23 protein-coding genes are annotated in these 23295 nt (G+C 48.7%); 13 read left to right on the top strand and 10 right to left on the bottom strand.

The features are described 5' to 3' along the window. Positions 1-11 precede the first annotated feature (11 nt). Complete coding sequence (locus SD10_RS27495) at positions 12-1112, top strand: alginate O-acetyltransferase AlgX-related protein (protein WP_046578533.1); 1101 nt, start codon at positions 12-14, stop codon at positions 1110-1112. Positions 1113-1154: 42 nt separating this feature from the next. On the opposite strand, the gene SD10_RS27490 is transcribed toward SD10_RS27495, so the two are convergent. The 3 genes from SD10_RS27490 to SD10_RS27480 all read right to left on the bottom strand — a co-directional run bounded on the left by SD10_RS27490 (position 1155) and on the right by SD10_RS27480 (position 5012). Then, complete coding sequence (locus tag SD10_RS27490; RefSeq protein ID WP_046578532.1) at positions 1155-2798, bottom strand: GMC family oxidoreductase; 1644 nt, start codon at positions 2796-2798, stop codon at positions 1155-1157. 159 nt (positions 2799-2957) lie between these two features. Next, positions 2958-3623 carry a phosphatidylserine decarboxylase family protein gene (locus tag SD10_RS27485; RefSeq protein WP_046578530.1) on the bottom strand — a complete coding sequence of 222 codons (666 nt, stop codon included), beginning with the start codon at positions 3621-3623 and terminating at the stop codon, positions 2958-2960. A gap of 114 nt (positions 3624-3737) precedes the next feature. Next, positions 3738-5012 carry a Glu/Leu/Phe/Val family dehydrogenase gene (locus tag SD10_RS27480; protein ID WP_046578529.1) on the bottom strand — a complete coding sequence of 425 codons (1275 nt, stop codon included), beginning with the start codon at positions 5010-5012 and terminating at the stop codon, positions 3738-3740. A 332-nt stretch (positions 5013-5344) separates the two neighbouring features. Here SD10_RS27480 and SD10_RS27475 point away from each other — a divergent pair, with 332 nt between their 5' ends. The 5 genes from SD10_RS27475 (at position 5345) to SD10_RS27455 (ending at position 8100) form a co-directional block, all read left to right on the top strand. Further along, complete coding sequence (locus SD10_RS27475; protein WP_046578528.1) at positions 5345-5731, top strand: TraR/DksA family transcriptional regulator; 387 nt, start codon at positions 5345-5347, stop codon at positions 5729-5731. Between the two features lie 169 nt (positions 5732-5900). Then, a complete protein-coding gene (locus tag SD10_RS27470; RefSeq protein WP_046578526.1) occupies positions 5901-6323 on the top strand; it encodes a phage holin family protein in 423 nt (140 codons plus the stop codon). Between the two features lie 78 nt (positions 6324-6401). Beyond that, a complete protein-coding gene (locus SD10_RS27465) occupies positions 6402-6932 on the top strand; it encodes a hypothetical protein (protein ID WP_046578525.1) in 531 nt (176 codons plus the stop codon). Continuing rightward, entirely contained in the window at positions 6850-7659 is an 810-nt protein-coding gene (locus SD10_RS27460; protein ID WP_082111702.1) for a phosphoglycerol geranylgeranyltransferase, read from the top strand. The genes SD10_RS27465 and SD10_RS27460 overlap by 83 nt, the downstream gene beginning before the upstream one ends. Before the next feature lie 3 nt (positions 7660-7662). After that, positions 7663-8100: an energy transducer TonB gene (locus SD10_RS27455; protein WP_046578521.1), complete on the top strand. Its 438-nt coding sequence runs from the start codon at positions 7663-7665 to the stop codon at positions 8098-8100. A gap of 94 nt (positions 8101-8194) precedes the next feature. Here SD10_RS27455 and SD10_RS27450 read toward each other — a convergent pair whose 3' ends face one another. From SD10_RS27450 to SD10_RS27440, 3 genes are all read right to left on the bottom strand, one after another. Continuing rightward, a complete protein-coding gene (locus SD10_RS27450; protein WP_046578520.1) occupies positions 8195-9121 on the bottom strand; it encodes an AraC family transcriptional regulator in 927 nt (308 codons plus the stop codon). Positions 9122-9294: 173 nt separating this feature from the next. Next, positions 9295-10464, bottom strand: a complete 1170-nt coding sequence (locus SD10_RS27445; RefSeq protein ID WP_046578517.1) for an acyl-CoA dehydrogenase — start codon at positions 10462-10464, stop codon at positions 9295-9297. Positions 10465-10747: 283 nt separating this feature from the next. Beyond that, a complete protein-coding gene (locus SD10_RS27440; protein WP_046578516.1) occupies positions 10748-11206 on the bottom strand; it encodes a MaoC family dehydratase in 459 nt (152 codons plus the stop codon). A 71-nt stretch (positions 11207-11277) separates the two neighbouring features. Here SD10_RS27440 and SD10_RS27435 point away from each other — a divergent pair, with 71 nt between their 5' ends. Further along, entirely contained in the window at positions 11278-12078 is an 801-nt protein-coding gene (locus SD10_RS27435) for an alpha/beta hydrolase (RefSeq protein WP_046578514.1), read from the top strand. A 30-nt stretch (positions 12079-12108) separates the two neighbouring features. On the opposite strand, the gene SD10_RS27430 is transcribed toward SD10_RS27435, so the two are convergent. Beyond that, positions 12109-12780, bottom strand: a complete 672-nt coding sequence (locus tag SD10_RS27430; protein ID WP_046578511.1) for a TVP38/TMEM64 family protein — start codon at positions 12778-12780, stop codon at positions 12109-12111. A gap of 87 nt (positions 12781-12867) precedes the next feature. On the opposite strand from SD10_RS27430, the gene SD10_RS27425 reads away from it, so the two are divergent. Further along, complete coding sequence (locus SD10_RS27425) at positions 12868-14007, top strand: cystathionine gamma-synthase (protein WP_046578509.1); 1140 nt, start codon at positions 12868-12870, stop codon at positions 14005-14007. A gap of 94 nt (positions 14008-14101) precedes the next feature. On the opposite strand, the gene SD10_RS27420 is transcribed toward SD10_RS27425, so the two are convergent. Then, the gene (locus tag SD10_RS27420) at positions 14102-16483 is read right to left on the bottom strand and encodes a TonB-dependent receptor (RefSeq protein ID WP_046578507.1); all 2382 of its coding nucleotides are present in this window, start codon (positions 16481-16483) and stop codon (positions 14102-14104) included. Between the two features lie 253 nt (positions 16484-16736). Between SD10_RS27420 and SD10_RS27415 the strand changes: the two genes are divergently transcribed. The 5 genes from SD10_RS27415 (at position 16737) to serS (ending at position 21296) form a co-directional block, all read left to right on the top strand. Beyond that, positions 16737-16967, top strand: coding sequence for a DUF4926 domain-containing protein (locus SD10_RS27415; protein ID WP_046578505.1), 231 nt, complete (start codon positions 16737-16739; stop codon positions 16965-16967). A 79-nt stretch (positions 16968-17046) separates the two neighbouring features. Further along, the gene (locus SD10_RS27410) at positions 17047-17742 is read left to right on the top strand and encodes a tetratricopeptide repeat protein (protein WP_046578503.1); all 696 of its coding nucleotides are present in this window, start codon (positions 17047-17049) and stop codon (positions 17740-17742) included. 180 nt (positions 17743-17922) lie between these two features. Then, positions 17923-18423, top strand: a complete 501-nt coding sequence (ribH, locus tag SD10_RS27405) for a 6,7-dimethyl-8-ribityllumazine synthase (RefSeq protein ID WP_046578501.1) — start codon at positions 17923-17925, stop codon at positions 18421-18423. Positions 18424-18494: 71 nt separating this feature from the next. Further along, the gene (locus SD10_RS27400; protein ID WP_046578500.1) at positions 18495-19820 is read left to right on the top strand and encodes an aspartate kinase; all 1326 of its coding nucleotides are present in this window, start codon (positions 18495-18497) and stop codon (positions 19818-19820) included. A gap of 189 nt (positions 19821-20009) precedes the next feature. Continuing rightward, a complete protein-coding gene (serS, locus tag SD10_RS27395; RefSeq protein ID WP_046578498.1) occupies positions 20010-21296 on the top strand; it encodes a serine--tRNA ligase in 1287 nt (428 codons plus the stop codon). Positions 21297-21384: 88 nt separating this feature from the next. Here serS and SD10_RS27390 read toward each other — a convergent pair whose 3' ends face one another. Both SD10_RS27390 and lhgO read right to left on the bottom strand, forming a co-directional pair. Continuing rightward, positions 21385-21891 carry a Dps family protein gene (locus SD10_RS27390; protein WP_046578496.1) on the bottom strand — a complete coding sequence of 169 codons (507 nt, stop codon included), beginning with the start codon at positions 21889-21891 and terminating at the stop codon, positions 21385-21387. Positions 21892-21970: 79 nt separating this feature from the next. Further along, positions 21971-23167 (bottom strand): L-2-hydroxyglutarate oxidase, encoded by a 1197-nt coding sequence (gene lhgO / locus SD10_RS27385; RefSeq protein WP_046580233.1) that lies wholly within the window; start codon positions 23165-23167, stop codon positions 21971-21973. Between the last annotated feature and the right edge of the window lie 128 nt (positions 23168-23295).

Genomic DNA, 23295 nt, shown 5'->3' with positions numbered 1-23295 from the left:
CTTAAAACAAGATGAATAGTAGCCGCACGCGTATCGTTGCTGTCCTTTTTGCCCTTGTCCTTTTCCTGCCAACCCTTGATCAGGGATTGGGGCTGTCGTCGCGATTTAGCAGCACCGAAAACCGGCAGTTGACGGGTATGCCTCCCTTGAATTTTCCGCACGTCCGGAGCTACGTCAAACAGTTCGATCGCTACTATAAAGAGAATTTCGGCTGGCGGAATGCCTTGTTTTATGTGTACAGCCGCTGGAAATTCAACGTCTTAAACGAATCTCCTTTGCCTGAGAAGGTAGTTGTTGGTAAGAATGGCTGGCTTTATCTGGGAAATAGTTATAACAAAGTCGTTGATCAGCATAGGGGTCTGCAACCGCTCTCGGCCGATTCGGCACGGCGTATTGCCAGCCACCTGATTCAGCGGCAGCAGGAATTAGCCAAGCAAGGCGCGACCTTGTACATTTTTATAGCGCCGGATTCGCATACCATTTACCCGGAGTTCCTGCCCGACCATCTGCAACCTAGTGAGAAGCCTTCTCGGTTAGATGTACTCAAACAGGCTATCGCCCAAACAAACCTTCCCTTTATTGATATTCGGGATACGCTCCGGGCCGCCAAACGCGACCATGTCGTTTATTACCAGACCGATACGCACTGGAATGAATACGGCACGCTGATTGGCTGTGCCAGTTTACTAAACCGTATTCGGCACGATCAGCCAGCGCTTCCCCCCGTTCGCCTGGCCGATTACCACATCGAGCAGCAGAACGGGGGCGCCGGTGACCTGACTACTATGCTGACGCTGCAAAACGAACAGAAAGACCCAATCTATTATTATATTAAACCAGCACCCGAGCGGATCGGCCGCCAAACGGCGCTTATTCCCAATGAGGCCGTCGGCTATCCGTCCACTCGCTTCAGCGGAACCGGCTCCGGGCGGCTCCTCTTTGTTGGGGATTCATTCAGCCACGGGATGATGAATTACTTACCCGGCTATTTTCGGGAGTCCTATTTTGTACGTGGCAGCAAGTTAGACCCCGTGCTGGTCAAAGCCGAACGCCCGACTGTCGTTGTGATTGAAGTCGTGGAACGGAATATCTACCAATTGGCCACGTTTTAACCAGTCGGACAGGCGGTTCGCAGGTTCACTCTGCGGTTAGGACTACTTTTCTGCCAGGATCAAATCAGCGGCTTTCTCGGCAATCATGATGACCGGAGCGTTAGTATTCCCCGATACGATGGTTGGCATAACGGAAGCGTCTACGACTCGTAGTCCTTCCATTCCATGTACCCGCAGCTTCGTATCGACAACGGCAAATTCATCAGATGCCTGTCCCATTTTACAGGTACCAACTGGATGATAGACCGTTTCCACAATGTTTAGCACATGCTGCCAAAGATCGTCGTCGGAGGCATGAACCGTAGGCACGTTTATACCCAGACTGTATGGCCGGAAGGCGTCGGCCTTCATGACCTCGATGGTTTTGCGGAGCCCACTGACCATCACTTGTTGGTCCGCTTCTTCAGTAAAGTAATTTGGTTGAATCACCGGCGCATCGAGCGGGTTAGCCGAACGCAGGCTCACATAGCCCCGACTTTTGGGTTTGAGTAAGGTTGGCAACACGGTAAATCCATCCGTTACCGGGTAAGTGGTCAGATCATAAAAGTCGGCTTCGCCGTAAGTACCAAAATGAACGGGGGCAAAATGAAGCTGCATATCCACCCGGCCCGGATTTGCCGCATCTGGACGGGCATGTTCTGTTTTCAGGAACGCAACGGCTTCCAGCGGACTGATGGTCATTGGCCCTTTTTTGCTGAACATGTACTGAGCCAGTCCTTTAAGCTGATTGATTGGCTTGAGGTGAAAGTTTGCCGAACTTCCCCGCTGTGAACTGAGGCAGCTAACCCCTGAAAAAAGATGATCCTGTAAATTTTGTCCTACTCCTGGCAGCTCTTTTTTGATCGGAACACCCGCCGACCGAAGGGCATCAATCGGCCCTAGCCCCGACAACATCAATAACTGGGGCGACTGGAAAGCCCCCGCCGACAAAATGACCTCTTTGCGGGCCATTGCCTGCTGCGTCTGATTTTTACCCGTTATAAACTCAACCCCTACAGCCCGGTCGCTCTGAATGAGAATCTGCTTCGCGTGGGCATGGGTAATAACTTTAAGATTCGGGCGGTTCAAAGCCGGAACGAGAAATGCCGTTGCTGCACTATGCCGCCGACCGTTTTTGATTGTGAATTGGAACAGGCCTGTTCCCTGTTGTTCAGCTCCATTGTAGTCAGCATTGGGCGGAATACCCACCTGCACACAGGAATCGACAAACGCGTCGGCTAACGGGGTTTTAAATCGGGTAGCGTAGGTCACATTCAGAAGACCCTCATGGCCATGATAGCGGGCATCGAGCTGGCCATATTGTTCATTGTGTTCAGACCGAATAAAATAAGGAAGTACATCCTCATATGCCCAGCCCGGATTGCCCACAGCCGCCCAGTCGTCGTAATCAGATCGGTTGCCACGCACATAAGCCATGGCATTGGTCGATGAGCAACCGCCCAGCGTTTTGCCCCTTGGCTGATACATCCGGCGGCCGTCGAGAGCCGTTTGTGGTTCTGTCCAAAAGCCCCAATCGACTGAAGAACCGTGTAATTTTGTATAAGCCGCCGGAATATGAATTTCCATTTTTGTATCAGGCCCACCGGCTTCCAGCAATAAAACCGACGTTTGTGGATCGGCCGACAACCGATTAGCCAACACGCAACCCGCAGATCCAGCACCGACAATGATATAATCGAAGTTCATAAAGGCATGGGGCTTATTACGAAAGTAATTTACTATACTTTCGTCGAATAAGTCAATAAGGATCAAACGGTAACGAGTCGTAGGTAGCTGATGTTGGGATTGTCTCGCACCAGCTCCTTACGACTCGTTACTGTTTAACCCTTATAACCTTCTGCTCTCTTAGCTCGGTAGCTCCGCAATTACGGTGACGCCCCCTTTCGTGACATCCCCAATATTTACTTTGATTTCAGCGTCCAGCGGCAGAAATACGTCTACTCGCGAGCCAAATTTTATAAATCCAAACTCTTCGCCTTGTTTAACAGGCTGACCTTCTTTCACATACCAGATAATGCGTCGGGCCACCGCTCCGGCAATTTGCCGAAATAAGATGCTGGTCCCATTGGCAGCCTCAACCACAACGGTTGTTCGCTCGTTTTCGGTACTTGACTTAGGATGCCAGGCCACCAGGTACTTACCCGGAAAGTACTTGAAATACCGGACAGTGCCCGTAATCGGGTTCCGATTGACGTGGACATTGAGCGGTGACATGAAGATGGACACTTGCCGACGGCGGTCCTTGAAATACTCACCTTCCGTGGTTTCCTCAATAACGACAACTTTGCCATCGGCCGGAGCGACCACCTGCGTTTCACCGGTCGTGAGCAGTCGGTTTGGAATACGGAAGAACTGTACGATCAGAACAAACAGAATCAAACTTATTATGGCTAATAAGAGAATCGCTGTCGAATTGTCGGAAAGCAAATAATAATACGCGAACAGATTCAGAGCCAGTAAGACCAGCCCTGTCGTAATCATAATCGTGAAACCTTCGCGGTGTAAGCGCATAAATAAGTTATATGGTGTATACTCGGAATCGCCCGTGCGTTATGATGTATGTCAATGCATCACGTACGAGCAAAATTAGACATCATACCGTACACATCATACAGTTTATGTAAATCAGTAACCGCCACGATACTTATAGGTGCTGGCTACTTTGTCAATGGCGACAATATAAGCGGCTAAGCGCATAGGCACTTTATACCGTTGAGAAGTGTCGAATACGCGGTCGAAAGCATCTTTCATGACCCGGTCGGCCCGCCGGTTTACCCGGTCGAGCGTCCATTTGTAGCCAATACGGTTTTGTACCCATTCAAAATACGATACCGTAACGCCCCCCGCATTGGCCAGAATATCAGGCACAACCAGAATACCTTTACTATTGATGATCTCGTCGGCGCTGGCTGATGTTGGACCATTAGCCCCTTCAACAATCATTTTTGCCTGAATCGAGCCTGCATTCTCTTCCGTGATCACATCTTCCTTAGCGGCTGGCACCAGTACATCGACGGCCAGTGAGAGCAGTTCCTCGTTCGAGATTTTCTCGGCTCCCGAAAATCCTTCCAGTGTGCCTTTATTTGAATTCCGGTAAGCGACTGCAGCCGTAATATCAATACCGTTCTGGTTATAATAGCCACCCGAAATATCGCTCACAGCGACTACTGTAACGCCCCGTTCGTGCAGTAGTTCGGCGGCAAATGACCCAACGTTACCAAAGCCCTGAACAGCCGCCGTTGTCCGATATGGATTCATCCGCAGTTTGTCCATCGCAGCTAAAGCCGCTACGGTAACGCCCCGACCCGTAGCTTCCGTACGCCCAAGCGACCCACCTAATACCAGTGGCTTACCCGTTACAACGTTGTTAACGGTCATGCCTTTAGCCTTAGAATACTCATCCACGATCCAGGCCATTTCGCGCGGGCCCGTTCCCATATCGGGGGCCGGAATGTCGCGGTCGGGCCCAATCACGTCAAGCATCGCTACGGTGTATTGGCGGATAAGGCGTTCAATTTCACCCGCCGACATCTCTCGTGGGTTACAGGCGATTCCGCCTTTGGCGCCACCGTATGGAATATCGACGACTGCGCATTTCCAGGTCATCCAGGCGGCTAGGGCCCGAACTTCGTCGAGGTGCACCGCCGGATCGAGCCGGATACCCCCCTTGGCGGGTCCCAGAATATTAGAGTGAATTACACGGTAACCTTCGAAAACTTTAATGGCCCCACTATCCATCGTGACGGGCAAGCCGACGATGACCTGCCGAGCCGGCACTTTCAGGATGTCATACATTTCATCCGAAATACCCAACAGTTTGGCAGCGGCATCGAAACGCGACATCATTGACTCAAGTGGATTCTCTTTGTCTTTTATTGGAGCTGGTTCAATATATCCCATGGCTTTACTTTTACTTCTTTCTTAAAACAAATTTGGTAATGAAGTGTCTTGCAAACTTAGCAAATGAAAAGCCATATTGTGAAAGGTCTACTTTTTCTAAGATTAATGTAATATTAAAAAACAATACAATCATTCATGATTTGTTTTTAATACAGTACAGTTTACTCTTCACTATATCGTTGGCCGTAGATTAATTTGCCAAATCAAAAAATGTCAATTTAGCTAATTTTCAAAAAAAACAGGCCTTATATAAATTGTTCATTGAAATAATGACGACAAAGCGTTAATTTTGTGCCCAAATAAGGTACACACCATTTAATGTAGTACTTGTTATGCTTCAGGAAGAGAAAAAACGTTATTCAGAAGAGGATCTGAAAGAGTTCGAAAAGCTGATTGGTCAGAAACTCGATGATACTCGGAGTGAGTTAAACTACATAAAAGAATCGCTCAGCAAACGAAACGATAGCGGCACCGACAATACATCTGGTAATTCTAAATTACTAGAAGATGGTGCCGACACCAGCGAACGCGAAAACTTGAGTCAGTTAGCCGCCCGGCTTCAAAAATTCATTCAACAACTAGATGCCGCGATGGTGCGCATTAAAAACGGAACGTACGGCGTCTGTAAAGACACAGGCAAGTTAATTCCGAAAGAGCGGCTCCGGGCGGTTCCGCACACGCAACAGACCATTGAGGCTAAACTACGGCAGTCAAAATAACAGTCCCGATTTTGGTTGCCAACCCTAATTAATCCTGCATTCACTCGATGCTCTTTTGAAGCGGCCCCGGTACATAATGTGCCGGGGCCGTTTTATTTTCCTCACATTTTCAAACAAATTGAGCGTATTATGGTAAATACGGCATACAGACATTAAATTATCTGAAATCATGTTCGAACGCCTGGAAGAAATTCGGGAAAATATATTCCGTTATTTGGAAGCCCGCATCGAGCTATTTACACTGGAGAGCCGAGGAAAACTTGAAGAAGGTGTGGTTGTGGCCGTTCATAGTATTGTACTGGCTCTTTTGGCCGTAATGACCCTTATTTTCTTATTCAGCCTACTGGCCGCTTACCTGAACGAAGTAACGAACAGTAAGTACCTTGGCTTTTTAATTGTAGCTGGCTTTTTTCTGCTGCTAACGGTTATTTGGCTGGCGGCTAAAGATTTCTTTAAATCGAAAATTCGGGTAGCCGCCTACAGTGCCCTGAAAAAAAGTCAGGAGAAAAAAACAGAGGAAAAATCGGAAGCTGTTGAAGAGCTGATGGCTCAAACACGCTCGTCGATGAGTAACAGTGGCACGGCCCGGTAACATCACTTAAACGGCCTGATAGACAGTAGTATACCTAAACAAATCGATTCATTCTTTTCGAATCAAGGACAAACGACAATGGAAGACTCCAAAGTACCCTTTGCCGATACAACGGCTCGGCGGGCTCAGTTAATGGCCGCTACAGAGCGCTTTAAAAGCTCTATTTCTGACAATGTTGAGGCCATAAAAGGCGATGCCACTGAGGTTGGTAAAACAGCCGCGTTTGTAGCGGGTGCTGCTTTAGCTGTATATTTGGTTGTTAATGCCATTCTGCCTAAATCTGACGAGTACCGGTACGCCGAAAAATATGGTGAACCAGACGATGACGATTATGAGTATGATGAAAGCGACGAGGCTGACGAATACCATCCTCAACCGTCAAATCAGAAAGCGATTAGGAAGAACGCAGATAAAGTGCAGAAGTCAGCAGCCGCAAGCGGGCTGATTGGTGGCCTAATCACATCGGTACTCACCAACATCGCTCGCGAGCAGCTAACCGGATTTTTAGCCCGCATACGTACTAATAATGCCATCAATCCAACCGCAGAGCCAACCCAATATCACGCACAGGCCCCCACAGAGCCTGTTGACTACACTTCGGGAGTATAGGCTATCTGGCCAAAAAGCATTTGCCGTTCTGCTCGATCCTGATAAGATTGAGCAGAACGCGCTTTCTGAATTACTTGCCCGCACGGCAACCTATCCCGTTGATTTCTTTCTGGTTGGTGGTAGCCTTGTCACGGATTATTCACACAAAGAAGTCATCACAGCCATTCGGCGTCAATCTACAACGCCCATTGTTCTCTTTCCCGGCAATCCGCTTCACATTGAGTCTTCAGCGGATGCTATCTTTTTTTTATCTCTTATTTCGGGGCGTAATCCAGATTTCCTGATTGGTCAGCATGTTATTGCTGCGCCACTCCTCAAAAAAAGCGGGCTGGAAATTCTGCCAACTGGCTATATGGTCGTCGACAGTGGCACACAAACGACTGTTTCGTACATTAGTGGCACCATGCCACTTCCCCACGATAAACCCGGTGTAGCAGCCTGTACGGCGATGGCTGGCGAAATGCTGGGCCTACAACTGATGTATCTGGATGCCGGCAGTGGCGCCCGCAAACCCGTATCGCCCGATATGATTGCTGCGGTTCGCAGCGTTGTTGATGTGCCGATTATTGTTGGTGGCGGCATTAATTCCGGCGAGAAAGCCTACCAGGCTATGAAAGCGGGCGCCGACCTGATCGTTGTTGGCAATGGCATTGAGCAGGACCCGGATTTATTGCCCCAGTTATCAACCGTCGTCCGGGAGTTTAATCAGTCAGTTGTACAAGCTTGATTTATGAAACGTTCTGTCTTAACGCTACTGCTGCTGATTGCTACAGCTCTTAGCCCTTTTTTTGTGGGCACCTCTGCATTTGCCCAAACCAGAAATGAAAAGGTGTATACCGTACCCGAGCGTCAGCCAGAATTTCCGGGCGGGAAAGCCGCGTTGAGCACGTATCTGGCCGAAACAATCCGTGTACCCAATTCGGTGGCTAAGAAGAATTATGATACCGGCCCAATAGCAGCGAAATTCATCATCGACGAACTCGGGTATGTGCACGATATCCGAATTACCATGAAGCCGCTCGATAAGAAAACGATGAAAAGCCTGTCAGGCTTCATGACCAACATTATCTCGGCAATCGAGAAGATGCCCCGTTGGGAACCGGGCGAAGTGGGCGGCAAACACGTAGCGGTGTTCTACACACTGCCTATTGAAGTGAGTATGCAATAATACAAATACATCCATAAATAGAAAGTGACTGACGCTGGCAAATTAATTTGCTTATGCGTCAGTCACTTTCTGTTTATAACCTCAATACTCCCTTTTACACATTCATAAGGGATTCCCGACGGCGCATTTTTCCGGCCGGAATACCAAACATCATCTTGAATCGGCGGCAGAAGTAAGCCGTATCTTTATAGCCCACTTCGGCACCAATGGCGCGAATGCTCTTTTTGCTTGTTCGTAGTAACCCAACGGCAGCCTCCATCCGTTGGTATTCGATGTAATCCTGCGGGTTAATACCAGTCAACATCTTGAAATACTGACCTACATAATCTTCCGAAACGTTGGCAACGTTCGCCAGCACTTTATTCGACAGGTCGCCACCGAGATTCTCTTTAATATACGCAAAGATATCGATCAAACGCGGGTCTTTAAAGTACGTACTATTGGTAACGAGTTGCTCAACAAAGAGGTGATTTTTCAGAATGTATCGAACTACCTCAATAACGATCTCTTCCGTTTTTATCTTGATAATCCGCCCTTTACCAGCCAGATCAGTCATTTCTTCGGCCAGAATCTGGTCTATCGTCGTCGCCAGATGTTCCTCCCGTTTGATGATAAACGGAGGCACATCGAGTGAGTTGAAGAAGTTAACCGAGTCGAAGACTTTTGCTTCAAATGACACATATCCAAAGGAGTTTGGCAGATGGCCAATCAGCTTGGGGTCGTGGTTACCTTCCCAATACGACTCCCGGTGCGTCATGAATTCTTCATTCGAGACAATTTTGGGGTTCGTTGGGTCGCCGTAGGTAACAGTAACGTGTTTGCCACCCGGAATGAACAGCATATCACCCACGTCTACTTTTATTTTTTCATCGCCAATGGATACATCCCCGTTGAATAAAATAAGCAGCGTGTTCTCAACATCATAAAAGTTCTTGATGGTGATTGGTTGTAAAATCCGAATGTTGCGGGCCTTAATAAACTTCACGCCCAGCGATTCGATTATTTTATTATAGTCTTCCATAGCCGAAAGGTGTGTATCCCCAGATTGTGTTCGTGCGTAAAGTTGCACAAAACTAATAATTTGTACAAAACTAATACAAGTATAAAAGTTTCCAAATAATAAAAAAAATAGTGCGTATTCGCATCGAACACGCACTACACCTTTAGAAAAATTCTATTTTACCAAGAAAAGGGTCAGCGCACCAGCTCTCGGGCTATAACTAATTTTTGTATTTCGGATGTACCTTCATAAATCTGAGTAATTTTCGCATCACGCATTAACCGTTCGACGTGAAATTCTTTCACATAACCGTAGCCGCCATGAATCTGTACGGCTTCGGTTGTGGCCCACATAGCAACATCCGAGGCAAATAACTTGGCCATAGCCGCAGCCTGTACATAGTCTTTATGCTCATCTTTCAGGCGGGCTGCTTTGTAAACCAGCAGGCGAGCCGCTTCAATTTTAGTAGCCATTTCGGCCAGCTTGAACTGAATCGCCTGATGGTCAAAAATTTGCTTTCCAAAGGCTTTCCGTTCCTGACTATATTTCAGCGCCAGTTCATAGGCTCCGGCCGCAATGCCCAACGCTTGAGCGGCTATGCCAATGCGCCCCCCATTAAGGGTTGACATGGCAAACTTAAAACCAAAACCGTCATCGCCAATCCGGTTTGCTTTGGGTACATGAACATCCGTAAACAAGAGCGAATGCGTATCTGAAGCCCGGATGCCCATTTTGTCTTCTTTCTTACCGACCACGAAACCAGGCGTTCCTTTCTCGATAATCAGGCAGTTGATTCCCCGGTGTTTTTTCTCCCGGTCTGTTTGCGCAATAACCAGGCAAATACCCGATGAATTACCGTTTGTAATCCAGTTTTTGGTCCCGTTTACTAAGTAGTAGTCCCCTTTATCCTCAGCAGTGGTCGCCTGGGAGGTAGCGTCTGAACCCGCTTCGGGCTCCGATAAGCAAAACGCCCCCAGGGTTTCGCCGGTAGCAAGCCGGGTTAAGTAGGTGCGCTTTTGCTCTTCTGTACCGTATGCTTCCAGACCGAAACAGACCAGCGAGTTATTGACCGACATGACAACGGAAGCTGAGGCATCGATTTTAGAAATCTCTTCCATCGCCAGTACATACGAAACGGTGTCCATACCGCCCCCACCATAATCGGGTGATACCATCATGCCTAAGAAGCCGAGTTCACCCATGCGTTTAACTTGTTGAGCCGGAAACCGAGCTTCGTTGTCGCGCTCGACAATGCCGGGCAACAACTCATTTTGGGCAAAGTCGCGGGCCGCTTCCTGAACAGCAAGATGCTCCTCCGACAAATTAAAATTCAATCCCTGTAAGTCCAGCGTTGCCGTTGCCATCTGAATTGCGTTTAATTACCGTTAATCGTTTGTTGAGAAGTGAATGGAATACGAGTGTTTATATTTCAAAGGGTGTAGTTGACGCAGCATTAAAGTTACTTTTACAAAGCTGATAACTTTGATAATTAAGAGACTAAAGATTCCGGCTTTGTCAAAGGTTTCAGTCTGTGCACTTAAGACCCGAAAAGGATCAATACCCGTTGTAATTCCTAAACACTGTGTTCGATTGATTAGTGTAAAAGTAAGAAAAAATAGGCAGGTAGTATGCACGCATACTACCTGCCTAGTCTAATAAAAGTATGACTAATTCAGCGATGCAGGCCGGTTTATCTACATCTTTCAGGTAAAATGTGCACCTGATGGTGGCGCGCACACCGGCAGGTTGAGATTCAACCTGCTGCAGTTGGGCAGCCATTCGTAAACGGCTGCCCACCGGAACGGCATTTGTGAAGCGTATTTTGTTTGCACCATAGTTAATGCCCATCTTCACCGACTCAACCCGGTAAAGTTCAGCTAGTAATTTGGGGGCCAGTGAAAGTGTCAGAAACCCATGGGCAATGGTCGATTTATACGGGGATTCACGCATAGCGCGGTCCTGATCGGTATGTATCCACTGATGATCACCGGTGGCTTCGGCAAAGAGATTGACCATTTCCTGTGTAATGGTCAGGTAGTCTGTCTCGCCGAGCGATTGCCCGGCATGAGCCGCAAAATGTGATAAATTGGTAAAGGTGATGGCCATAGAGCGTTTTGTGATGAATAAGAACAACCGACAGGAGTTAGTCAATAGCCTTCATACTTAATTAGTCGTGTATGGACAAATCCGACAAGGTCGACGAATTTTTGTTTGAAGATAGCCAAATTACCTACCGCAAGGCTGGTAACGGCCCGGCCGTTTTGCTGGCGTTTCACGGTTTTGGTCAGAACCATACGGCGTTTAGTCCTGTCGAAATGGCTATGAGTGACCGCTTCACGGTGTATTCGATTAATCTGTTTTTCCATGGGAGCAGCCGATATACGGGAACAGGTCCGTTAACCAAAACCAACTGGAGTCAGTTAATCGACCATTTTTTACAGGCGCAGGCTATCGACCGGTTTTCACTAATGGGGTTTAGTTTGGGCGGTCGGTTTGCACTGGCAACCGCCGAAGCTTTTGCGGATCGGCTTGACCAGCTCGTGCTGATTGCGCCGGATGGTATCACCCTCAATCGCTGGTATTGGCTGGCAACAGATTCCCGGCCGGGGCGCTGGCTCTTTCAGTACACGTTACGCCATTTATCTATGCTCACCACGTTGGGTCATGCCCTTACTACGTTGGGTTTGCTCAACCGGACCGTCATGCGGTTCGCTGAAACCGCCCTGGCTACGCCCGAGCAACGAAAGCTGGTCTACGAAAGCTGGACTCAGTTCCGCCAGATTCATTCAAACATGAAATTAGTCGCTAAGCTTCTGAATGAACAGTCAACAAGGGTTCGTTTTTTCACCGGTGCCTTTGACCGGATTGTTCCCGGATTCTATATTTTACCGCTAACCAGGCAACTTCGACATTATGAGTTGACCGTGTTAAAAACGGGGCACAACCGGTTGATTGAGTTAATGGTCGAACAACTTTGATTGGCACCTAACCGGTTTACAATTATTCTGCTACTTGAGCGACCGTTGGATAACCTGCCAAAGTCCGGCAATAGAGACGACGATTAAGCCAATGATAACGATTTGGGTCCAAGAGCTTTGATTTGGGTTTTCCAATAACGCTTTGATTTCGCGGGCCTCATGGCCAGACCAAATCGCAATTAATGTACGGGGTGTCATGCCTAGAAAACCACCCAGTATAATATTTTTCAGCTTCGCCCCCGACAGCGCAAAGAGCAAATTAGTCAGGCCGAACGGGAGAATGGGCGATAGCTTGGCGAAAAAGATAACCTCCAGTTCATTGTTCAAAATACGGTCCAGCACCGATTGTGCTTTAGGATTTCGGCTCAGGAAAGCCAGGAATCGGTCGTGATCGAGCCAGCGAACCAGCAGGTTTATGAACAGAATACCACCAAAATTGATGACAAAAAGGGGCAATACCGCATTCCAGCCCAGAAAATAGCCGAAAATTAGCGCTAGCATGGTTGGCGGAGTAAGGCCGGCGGAGGTAATGGAACAAACAACGGTGATGATCGCCCATTGCCAGGCTGTAAAGCTGGCAATAGTAGCCTCATGAACTACCGCATAGTAGGTCAGCAGAGATGTAAAAACGATAGGTGTTACCGATAAAGCAAGACCCGCGAGGGCCGGACCGGTAAGCGATTTAGGAATGGCGAACTTCACATTCTATCAAACGGGTAAAAGGTGCTTGTGGTTTGACTTGTCGCGACAACGTACCACGCAGCGTGATAATCTTCGTTACATTTGAGTATGAAATTCGGAACCAAAGCCATCCATGCCGGTATTGAGCCGGACCCCACAACGGGCGCCATCATGACGCCTATTTATCAAACATCGACCTACGTTCAGGAATCGCCGGGAAAGCACAAAGGATACGAATACGCTCGTACCCAGAACCCCACCCGGACGGTGCTGCAAAATAACCTCGCTGCCCTCGAAAACGGTAAGCATGGAATCTGCTACTCGTCGGGCCTGGGCGCAACCGACGCGATTTTGAAGCTATTTAAACCCGGCGACGAGATCATAGCCAGCAACGATCTCTACGGCGGCACGTACCGGATCATGGTGCGGGTTTATCAGGAGTTCGGGCTCAAATTCACGTTCGTTGATTTGTCGAATGCTGCGAATCTGGACGCACTGATCACACCGGCTACGAAAATGGTCTGGATTGAAACGCCCACGAACCCCTTGCTGCGCCTGGTAGACATTACCGCCATTGCGTCCATCACTAAACAGCATGGTATTCAGCTTGTTGTTGACAATACCTTCGCGTCGCCTTATCTGCAAAATCCGCTCGATTTAGGCGCCGACATGGTGATGCATTCAGTGACCAAATACCTCGGTGGTCACTCCGATACGGTCATGGGCGCCATTGTCCTGAACGACGATGAAACGGCCCAGCGATTAGCATTTATTCAAAATGCGTGCGGAGCCGTGCCTGGTCCGCAGGATTGTTTTCTGGTGTTACGCGGCATTAAAACCCTGCACATCAGGATGCAGCGGCACTGCGAAAACGCCCAGAAAGTAGCGGAGTATCTACAACAACACCCTAAGGTGAGCCAGGTTTATTATCCGGGCCTCGTGTCGCATCCCGGCCATGAGCTGGCGAAGCAGCAAATGCGCGGCTTCGGTGGCATGCTTTCGTTCGAGCTGAAAGGCGATTCGATGCCCGAAGCTGTTCGGGTGATGGAAAGTTTTAAGGTGTTCTCGCTGGGTGAATCCCTCGGTGGCGTTGAGTCATTGTGTACGCACCCGGCCAGCATGACGCACGCCAGCATTCCAAAAGAAGAACGGATCAAAAATGGCCTCAAAGACACGCTCATCCGGCTCAGCGTCGGGATTGAAGATGTGGAGGACTTGCTTCAGGATCTGGAGCGGGCTATTGGGTAATCTGAACCGCATCGGCGGCCCGACAGGATTTATGTGATTTTTTCTGATTTTCTGATGGCGCGAGGCTCTGGCTTCGCGCCATCAGAAAACCGGTTTAGAAACGAATCCTCACGCCCGCCAGAAAATTCCGTCCGGCTTGCGGATAATACCCGTTGTCGGCGGTCACTTTGCCTTCTGAAATGTAAGCGTAGGTGTAGCCGTTGGACTCATACAATTCATTGAGCACATTATTAAACAACAACGTAAACGCAATTTCCTGAGCGAATTTGGTCTTTAGGGTGTAAATCAGACGAATGTCGTTGGTGAAATAGGAATTCAACTTGCGATTTTCGTTCGAGGTATTATCCAGGTATTGTTTGCCCACATACTTCGATAGAAGGCCCAGTTCCAGCCCTTTGGCGGGCGTGAACAATAACTGCGATCCGGCAATTACATTCGGCGAAAACGAGATGTCTGTCTGGCCATACTTTCGACTTTCCTGCTGGCCGTTATCGAAGTTATCCAGATACTCCGTGAAGTTTTTAACCCGGTTGCGGCTGAAGGTCGCGTTGACATTCCAGCGAAGTTGCTTAGCTAACCGCACCCCAGCTTCCAGTTCAACACCGGCCCGGTAACTCGACGGAATGTTGACCCGGTTGTACGCACCCACGTCATTTAACTGACCTGACAAGACCAACTGATTCGTGTAGTTCATGAAATAAGCATTGGCCGTAAACGCCAGATTCTCATTCTGGACCTTATACCCCGCTTCATAATCGACCAATTTCTCTGCTTTTGGGCGGCTTTCAGGTGTTGATTGTGTGTAATCGTTTCGATTGGGCTCGCGCTGACCTACGCCCACCGATGCATAGACGGTACTACGGTCGTTGATGGTGTATGTAAAACCAGCTTTTGGATTGAAAAACGTCAGTTTGGCATCCTGCTGAACGTTTTGCAATTGACTGTTGAACCCTAAAAAAGAGTAATCGATGGTACGAATCTGCGCATCGACAAAGGCATTGAGTTTTGGCGTAAACTGGTAGAATGCTTTTGCGTACAGGTTAAAATCTCGTTTGGTCGCGTCGTCCTGATAATACCGGTCACGAATATTCGTATTGCCGGCCACCCGCGACCAGATAATCTCGCCATAGTGTATGCCCTTGTACTGATTCCAGCCACCCCCAATGTTAGCTGTCAGTTTACCGAAGCTGTTGTAATCGAACGAAAAAACGCCACCATAGAAATCGTTGTCCAGCCACAACCGGCGGATCAAATCCGTCTGACGAATGGTCGAATCGCCGATAACGACATCAGGCAGGCCGTAGTTACTGAATTTATCCGCCGTTCGATATTCCTCATAATAGCCCTTCCCTTTCGTGTAGAAGAACGACAGGTTAGCCCGCCAGTTTTTGCTAAGCTCATGCGAGCTAATCAGCTGATAGTTATCCTGTTGATAATTGTCCGTCTGGTTGTCGTACGTAAAAGAATTATACGTTCGGTTGGTTTTCAGAAACTCCTCTGGCACACCGTTCCAGGCCTGGTAGGTTTTTTCCTGCCCTGAAAACACATTCAACCGAAAGAAACTCTTTTTGGTGTAGTAGCCGCCCGAGAGATAAAATGACTTCAGGTCGGAGAAGGCCCGGTCGATATAACCGTCAGAATAAATTTTCGATAGGCGGGCATCCAACACAAAATGGTTGTTTAGCAGACCCGTTCCCGCCAGTACATTCACTTTGCGCGTCCCGAATGAACCACCCGACAAGTTTACCTCGGCATAGGGCTTCTCTTCGAGCTTGTTGGTTTGAATATTAACCGAGGCCCCAAATGCCCCAGCGCCATTGGTTGATGTACCGACGCCCCGCTGAATCTGAACCGAACTGACGGAGGAAGCGAAATCCGGCATATTGACAAAAAACGTCCCCTGCGATTCGGCATCGTTATAAGGAATACCATTGAGCGTCACATTAACCCGCGTCGCATCGGACCCGCGAATACGGATTCCAGTATAGCCAACGCCCGCTCCGGCATCGGAGGTGGTGACGATGGAGGGCGTGAAGTTTAGCAGTTGAGGAATATCCTGGCCCAGGTTAAGTTTATTCAACTCCCGACGCGTCACGTCTGTATAAGCGATGGCCGATTTCTGATTGGCTCGGGTAGCACTCACCACAACCTCATCGACGGCTACGGCGGTTTTTGATAATTTTATCGAAAGCACATCGTTTTTAGATGGATCAACCGTCTGTCGTTGCGTTTCGTAACCCAGCATGGAAACCTGTACTGAGACGGCTGTAGGCTTCAGGTTAGTGAGGTAAAACGCGCCGTTAACATCGGTAAAGGTGCCTTTATAAGTACCTTCAACTGTGACGGCGGCACCCGGTAATGGACCACCATCGGCATCGCTGACTTTGCCAGAAAGAGTGTGTTGTGCCCAGGCGGGCAAGGTCGATAGCCACAACAGGGCTACAAAAAAATGAATGTAAACCGTCGGTTTTTTCATAACGAAAAAAGCTTGACGGTAGGCAAGGGGCCAAACCTACCTTTAGTTAGGTATGATTTTTGCGAACACTCACAGACACAATCTGTGAATTCATTTCCCTTCGCGGCATTACCCGCGCAGGTTCAATGGGTATAATCTCAGCCCGTTAGGTTAGGGCACCCCTTAGAAGATTAGCGGGGCAAAGTTAACTTAATTTTAACAAAACAAGATTTCGTTATCAGTCGTTTTTGTTTTCGAACCAGTGTATTGACGTATGAATGAGTTTGATTTAGTTGTCTTACAGGACGATATCGCCGACGGCCGCCTGAAATCTGGTGATGTTGGCACAATTTTAACGGTCTATAATGAGGGGCAGGCCTTTGAAGTCGAATTTGTCACATTGACCGGCGAAGCTATCGCAATTGAAACACTGTTAGCGCATCAGATTAGGCCCGTCCGATCGTCGGAAGTGCTGGCCGTACGTGATATGACGCTGCAGGAATAAAATGAATCGTAAACTTTTGAGGCATACCCTTTTCCGTGATTGTAAATATTCCTAATTTTGCACTCCAAATTGCAAAAGCATGAGCAAGAAGAATCCAGGCCTGGACTTTTTAGAAGACCCGGACGCATTAGAAGGAAGATTAGAAGACGTTGGTGATTATTTCCAACAGAACAAAAATATTGTTCTGGGTATTCTCGGTGGCATCGTTCTGCTCGTAGTCGGCTTTTTTGGCTATCGGTACTACGTAAGTACGCAGGACGAAACAGCTCAAGTAGAAATGTTCCCGTCGGTTTACCAATTGGAAGCCGATTCGTTGAAGAAATCGCTCAATGGCGATGGCAAAAGCCCTGGCCTGCTGGCCGTTGCTGACAACTATGGGGCAACTCCGAGTGGCAATCTGGCCGAATTTTATGCGGGTGTTGGCCTGCTGAAAGAAGGCAAATACGACGAAGCCATCGATCACCTGAAAAGCTTTAGCTCATCGGACCTGCTGGTTCAGGGCCGCGCTTATGCACTCATTGGCGATGCCTATATGGAAAAGAAAAGCTTTGATGAAGCAGCCGATTATTACCGTAAAGCGGCTGATTATAAATCGAATAAATTTTTCACGCCCGGCTATCTGATGAAGTTAGCGGTTGCTTACGAACAGGCCAAACAGAACGACAAAGCCATCGAGACCTACAACGAAATTATTGAAAAGTACAGCCAATCCGCCGAAGTAGGGAATGCGAAGAAGTACAAATCCGTGCTTGAAGCAGCGGTCGGTGAGTCATAAGCGTACTTGAACAACTCAATACAGCAAAGGACAAAGCCGACCCGGTTTTGTCCTTTTTTATTTTTATCATACTGGCGAAGCCGGGCGGCCGGTGCCGAAGCATCTTCGTCTCACAGATTTCTACGAACAACTACTTTAACTGCTCCTGGCGAAGATGCTCCTTCGTCGGCATGACACAAAATGGCATCAGACTTAAAAAATCTCAGCGTCTTTTCAACAGACGAATTACCCGATATAAGCGATCGGCGGTTTGGTATACTGGTTTCAGAATGGAACACCGAAGTAACCGAAGCCCTTTTTGAGGGAGCCTATAAAACGCTGCTTCAGCATGGCGCGAAGCCCCAAAACATTATTCGGGGCAACGTACCGGGTAGTTACGAATTGAGTCTGGGCTCTTTATGGTTTGCCCAACGGGACGACATCGACGCCATTATTGCCCTTGGCTGCGTCATTCAAGGCGAAACCAAGCACAATGACTACATCAATCACGCGGTTGCCCAGGGGCTGACAAACGTAAGCCTGAAAACCAGTAAACCCGTCATTTTTGGTGTGCTCACCCCGAACGATCAACAACAGGCCCTTGATCGGGCGGGGGGCAAACATGGCAACAAAGGTGACGAAGCAGCCATCACCGCGATCAAAATGCTCGGCTTACAGCAACAGGTTTACAGTAAATTTTAGAAAGTGAAAGAGCGAAAGCTTTTCAGGCACTCCTACGCTCTTTCAATCATTCACCCTTTCGCTCTTTAAAAATGCACGTCTGGAAATTTGGCGGCACATCGGTCGGGAAGCCCGAGCGTATGCACTCCATCCGTACCCTGATCACTAGTGACGATACCCGTAAAATCGTCGTTCTGTCGGCTTTGTCTGGCACCACCAACGCCCTATTGGCTATTGGTGAATCGCTGAAGGCGAACAATGACGCCGATGCCAACACAAAAATCAATACGCTTAAAGCGCATTACGACGAATTTCTTGGCGAACTCTATAAAACGGCCGAAGGGAAATCTGCCGGACAGCAGATTGTCGATAGCGAGTTTTCGTTTATCCGGTCACTGACGAGTATTAAGCCCTTCACGCTCAAACAGGAAAAAGAACTGGTCGCTGAAGGTGAATTGCTAAGTACGCAGATTTTTCAGGCATATCTGGCCGAAGAAGGTGTTCGCTCGGCGCTGTTACCCGCCCTGGAGTTCATGCGGATCGACGCGGATAATGAACCAGAGATCCAGTACACCGAAGAAAAACTGGCAGAAATGTTGCCTCTGCACAGCGATAAGCAGATTATTGTGACGCAAGGTTTCATTTGCCGGAATCCGCGTGGCGAGGTCGATAACCTCAAACGGGGTGGTTCTGATTATACGGCCTCCCTGATTGGTGGTGCCATTCGGGCGGAAGAAATCCAGATCTGGACTGATATCGACGGGATGCACAACAACGACCCGCGTATTGTCAAGAATACGTTTCCCGTTCGCGAACTGACGTTCGATGAAGCTGCTGAACTGGCTTATTTTGGGGCCAAAATCCTGCATCCATCGACGATTACACCTGCCCGAATGTTTGGTGTACCCGTTCGGTTGAAAAACACCATGGACCCGACTGCCCCCGGCACGCTCATTGCCGACCGTACGTCCAGCGAGGTGTTTAAGGCCATTGCGGCTAAAGACGGAATTACGGCCTTGTACATTCACTCGACGCGTATGCTGAATGCCTATGGGTTTTTACGCCGTATTTTTGAGATCTTCGAGAAGTATAAAACGCCGGTCGATATGTTGGCGACTTCCGAAGTATCCGTTTCTGTAACGATCGACAATACGGAGCGCCTTCAGGAAATTACAGACGAATTAAACACGTTCTGTACGCTCGAAGAACCAGACCATGATCAAACAATTATCTGCATTGTTGGTAACTTCAGCGCAGATAACGAAGGCGTAGCGGTGCGGGTATTCAACGCGATGAAAAACATCCCGATTCGGATGATTTCATATGGAGGGACAGAAAGCAATCTATCCTTACTGGTTCACGGCCGTTACAAAGCCGAAGCCTTGAATGCCCTGAACGACGGTCTGTTTTCGGCGTAACATTGCCGATTAGCTTTTACCAACTCCGTGGTCCGTGTCCTCACGGGCCACTTGATCGGATGGTCTGGCTGACGCATGGGTGGTCCGTGAGGACACGGACCACGTAGGATCGTGCCGCTTTTTTTCGATGAGGGCGATTACAAACTCAAGAATTTATTGACGTCATCAAACGTCTGATTAACCACTAGTATGCTGCAACTCAATTTTATCCGCGAGAATAAAGACACCGTATTGGCGGGCCTTGGAAAACGAAACTTTGCCAATGCCGAAACGGTGGTCGATGACGTGCTGACACTCGACCAGAAACGGCGCGATACCCAACGTGAACTTGACGATGTACTGGCGCAATCCAACGCGAAAGCAAGTCAGATTGGGGCATTGATGAAAGCCGGGGACAAGGTCGCGGCTGAAGCGGCCAAAGCGGAAACGGCTGCACTTAAGGCCCGTTCGAAAGACCTTGGCGATGCCCTTCGTCAGGTTGAAATTGACTTACAGGCGGTTCTTGTCACGATTCCTAATATTCCCCATAGCAGCGTTCCGGCCGGACGCAGCGCTGAAGATAACGAAGTTGTGCTGGAACATGGCGAGAAGCCTACGCTCCACGACGGCGCGCAGCCGCACTGGGAATTGATTAAGAAATACGACCGCGTTGGCGGACCGATCATCGACTTTGAACTAGGGGTTAAAATTACGGGGGCTGGCTTTCCCGTTTATAGAGGCAAAGGCGCACGTATTCAACGGGCGTTGATCAACTTTTTCCTTGACGAAGCTCTCAATGCGGGCTATTTTGAAATACAGCCCCCCATTCTGGTCAACGAGGATTCAGGCTTTGGTACGGGACAGTTGCCCGACAAAGAAGGGCAGATGTATTTTGCCACTGACGATAAATTATACCTGATTCCAACGGCTGAAGTACCCATCACGAATATTTACCGCGATGTGATTCTACCTGAAAATCAGCTGCCGGTCAAGAACGTAGGCTATACGCCCTGTTTCCGGCGGGAAGCTGGTTCGTGGGGAGCGCACGTTCGGGGATTAAACCGGTTGCACCAGTTCGATAAAGTTGAAATCGTTCGGATCGAAAAGCCAGAAAACTCCTATGCGGCTTTGGAAGAAATGAGTCTGCATGTGCAATCGCTGTTGCAAAAGCTGGAACTTCCTTATCGGGTTCTGCGGCTTTGCGGGGGCGATATGGGCTTCACCTCGGCGCTCACGTACGACATGGAAGTTTGGTCAGCGGCTCAGGAGCGCTGGCTCGAAGTTAGCTCCGTATCTAATTTTGAGACCTACCAGGCAAATCGGCTTAAGCTGCGGAGTAAACTAGAGGGTAAAATGAGCCTCTTACATACGCTGAACGGTTCAGCACTGGCGCTGCCGCGTATTCTGGCCTCTATTCTGGAAAATAATCAGACGCCGGAAGGCATCCGGATCCCCAAAGTGCTGGTTCCTTACTGCGGCTTCGAGATGATTGATTAACAATTGATTTTGCCGGGATGACAAAAAACAGAATGGGCTGAATTCGTTAGCGAATTCAGCCCATTCTGTGTAAAAAAAATAAAGTTTTCTAATTCAGTTCCCGCGTGGTTTCGAACAGGAACCAGGTGCGTCGTTCGGTTTCATCGATGTACACTTCGAGCAGACTGGCGGTCGCTACGTCTTCGGCATCATCGGCTATCTTGTGAGCATCGCGCATGCTCTTCGCCATCTTTTTATTCTCGTTCATCAAATCCACCAGCATGTCTTTTGGAGCAACGAAATCTTCGTCATTGTCCTTTACGCGCTGTAATTGCGCAATGTGCGCTACGGACCGGATTGTGTTTTCACCCAGTTTGCGGACGCGTTCGGCGAGCGGGTCAATCGTGGCAAAAATCTGGTCGGCCTGCTCATCCAATAGCAAATGATAATCGCGGAAATGACGACCTGACATATGCCAGTGATAGTTTTTCGTTTTGATATATAAGGCGAAGGCATCAGCTACCAGACCATTAACAGCCTCGGCAACTTTTTGTATGCCTTTTTCTTTAAGATCAGATGGGGTATCTAATACGTCGGTTTGATTGATAGCTTTCATACGGTTAATCAGTTAGTAAGCTGGAACGCTTATATCCATAAAAACTCCCGTTGAACCGATATTGTTTGTTAAATACCGCTTAAAATCGGGCGAGTACTTTCTCGGAAACCGTTTTCCCAATCGACAATGAAGAGGTGGCGGCTGGCGATGGGGCGTTGACAACGTTGATGGCTTTATCGGTTTCCAGAATAGCAAAGTCGTCCAGCAAACCACCCGTCCGATCGCACGCCTGCGCCCGGACTCCCGCGCCCCCCGGCTCCAGATCAGCCTCCTGCACTTCCGGAATCAAGGCCTGCAGCGCTTTCGTAAAGGCCGTCTTCGAGAAAGAACGATACATTTCACCCAGGCCCGTTTGCCAGTACTTGGCGGCTACTTTCTGGAAGCCCGGCCATGAGAGCGTTTCATACATTTCTTTCAGATTGATATCCGACTTCGTGTATCCCTCCCGCTGGAACGCCAGCACGGCGTTGGGTCCGGCTTCTACTCCTCCATGAATCATGCGGGTAAAGTGAACGCCCAAAAATGGAAAATTCGGGTCAGGAACCGGGTATATCAGGTTTTTGACGAGATACTGTTTTTCTGGTTTAATCTTGAAATACTCACCCCGGAACGGCACGATCCGAACATCGACCGCTTCTCGCTGGGTGAGTTGGGCAATTTTATCGGAATACAACCCCGCACAGTTAACGACCAATTTCGATTCGTATCGATCTTTATTGGTTACCACGATACTCAGACTCGTCCCCGGCGTTACCTGCTCAACCCGTTCGCTGAGCCGGATGTCGCCCCCAAGGGATAGAAACTTTTGGGCGTATTTATCGGATACCTCCTTGTAATCGATGATGCCTGTTTGTGGAACAAACATTCCTGCAACGCCTGTCACATGCGGTTCGATCTCGCGCATTTCAGCCAGCGTTAGTTTCTTCAACCCGCCAAGCCCATTAAGCTGGCCCCGTTCATAGAGTGTATCCAACTGCGGAAGCTCTTCTGGCTTCGTTGCCACGACAATTTTTCCGCAAAGGTCATAAGGTATGCCTTCCGCCTTGCAGAAGTCGATGAGCATGTGATAGCCCCGGATACAGTTCGTGGCTTTCAGACTACCGGGTTTATAATAGAGCCCTGAGTGAATAACCCCGCTGTTGTGGCCCGTTTGGTGACGGGCTACGGAAGCCTCTTTTTCAATTAAAATAACCTTCAGAGCGGGCCGTTGCTGTTTTAATTGAAGCGCGGTGGCTAACCCAACAATTCCTCCGCCAATGATTACTACGTCTGTCATACATGTATTCGACAGCATCTTGCTGTCGGTGGTACCTGAGTTCGGCAGCCCCGACAGCAAGATGCTGTCGAATACATTTGCTGCCAAATAGTTGAACTGCAAAGGTACAGTTTTCGCGCTAATCAGCC

This window comes from Spirosoma radiotolerans (assembly GCF_000974425.1).
Taxonomy (GTDB): Bacteria; Bacteroidota; Bacteroidia; order Cytophagales; family Spirosomataceae; genus Spirosoma; species Spirosoma radiotolerans.
Note: the sequence above shows the minus strand (reverse complement) of the source record. Positions and strands in the feature narration are given on the sequence as shown.

Excerpts from the sequence above, each read along its gene's own strand:
- SD10_RS27495 (WP_046578533.1), top strand. The coding sequence starts at position 12 with ATGAATAGTAGCCGCACGCGTATCGTTGCTGTCCTTTTTGCCCTTGTC.
- SD10_RS27490 (WP_046578532.1), bottom strand. The coding sequence starts at position 2,798 with ATGAACTTCGATTATATCATTGTCGGTGCTGGATCTGCGGGTTGCGTG.
- SD10_RS27485 (WP_046578530.1), bottom strand. The coding sequence starts at position 3,623 with ATGCGCTTACACCGCGAAGGTTTCACGATTATGATTACGACAGGGCTG.
- SD10_RS27480 (WP_046578529.1), bottom strand. The coding sequence starts at position 5,012 with ATGGGATATATTGAACCAGCTCCAATAAAAGACAAAGAGAATCCACTT.
- SD10_RS27475 (WP_046578528.1), top strand. The coding sequence starts at position 5,345 with ATGCTTCAGGAAGAGAAAAAACGTTATTCAGAAGAGGATCTGAAAGAG.
- SD10_RS27470 (WP_046578526.1), top strand. The coding sequence starts at position 5,901 with ATGTTCGAACGCCTGGAAGAAATTCGGGAAAATATATTCCGTTATTTG.
- SD10_RS27465 (WP_046578525.1), top strand. The coding sequence starts at position 6,402 with ATGGAAGACTCCAAAGTACCCTTTGCCGATACAACGGCTCGGCGGGCT.
- SD10_RS27460 (WP_082111702.1), top strand. The coding sequence starts at position 6,850 with ATGCCATCAATCCAACCGCAGAGCCAACCCAATATCACGCACAGGCCC.
- SD10_RS27455 (WP_046578521.1), top strand. The coding sequence starts at position 7,663 with ATGAAACGTTCTGTCTTAACGCTACTGCTGCTGATTGCTACAGCTCTT.
- SD10_RS27450 (WP_046578520.1), bottom strand. The coding sequence starts at position 9,121 with ATGGAAGACTATAATAAAATAATCGAATCGCTGGGCGTGAAGTTTATT.
- SD10_RS27445 (WP_046578517.1), bottom strand. The coding sequence starts at position 10,464 with ATGGCAACGGCAACGCTGGACTTACAGGGATTGAATTTTAATTTGTCG.
- SD10_RS27440 (WP_046578516.1), bottom strand. The coding sequence starts at position 11,206 with ATGGCCATCACCTTTACCAATTTATCACATTTTGCGGCTCATGCCGGG.
- SD10_RS27435 (WP_046578514.1), top strand. The coding sequence starts at position 11,278 with ATGGACAAATCCGACAAGGTCGACGAATTTTTGTTTGAAGATAGCCAA.
- SD10_RS27425 (WP_046578509.1), top strand. The coding sequence starts at position 12,868 with ATGAAATTCGGAACCAAAGCCATCCATGCCGGTATTGAGCCGGACCCC.
- SD10_RS27420 (WP_046578507.1), bottom strand. The coding sequence starts at position 16,483 with ATGAAAAAACCGACGGTTTACATTCATTTTTTTGTAGCCCTGTTGTGG.
- SD10_RS27415 (WP_046578505.1), top strand. The coding sequence starts at position 16,737 with ATGAATGAGTTTGATTTAGTTGTCTTACAGGACGATATCGCCGACGGC.
- SD10_RS27410 (WP_046578503.1), top strand. The coding sequence starts at position 17,047 with ATGAGCAAGAAGAATCCAGGCCTGGACTTTTTAGAAGACCCGGACGCA.
- ribH (WP_046578501.1), top strand. The coding sequence starts at position 17,923 with ATGGCATCAGACTTAAAAAATCTCAGCGTCTTTTCAACAGACGAATTA.
- SD10_RS27400 (WP_046578500.1), top strand. The coding sequence starts at position 18,495 with ATGCACGTCTGGAAATTTGGCGGCACATCGGTCGGGAAGCCCGAGCGT.
- serS (WP_046578498.1), top strand. The coding sequence starts at position 20,010 with ATGCTGCAACTCAATTTTATCCGCGAGAATAAAGACACCGTATTGGCG.
- SD10_RS27390 (WP_046578496.1), bottom strand. The coding sequence starts at position 21,891 with ATGAAAGCTATCAATCAAACCGACGTATTAGATACCCCATCTGATCTT.
- lhgO (WP_046580233.1), bottom strand. The coding sequence starts at position 23,167 with ATGACAGACGTAGTAATCATTGGCGGAGGAATTGTTGGGTTAGCCACC.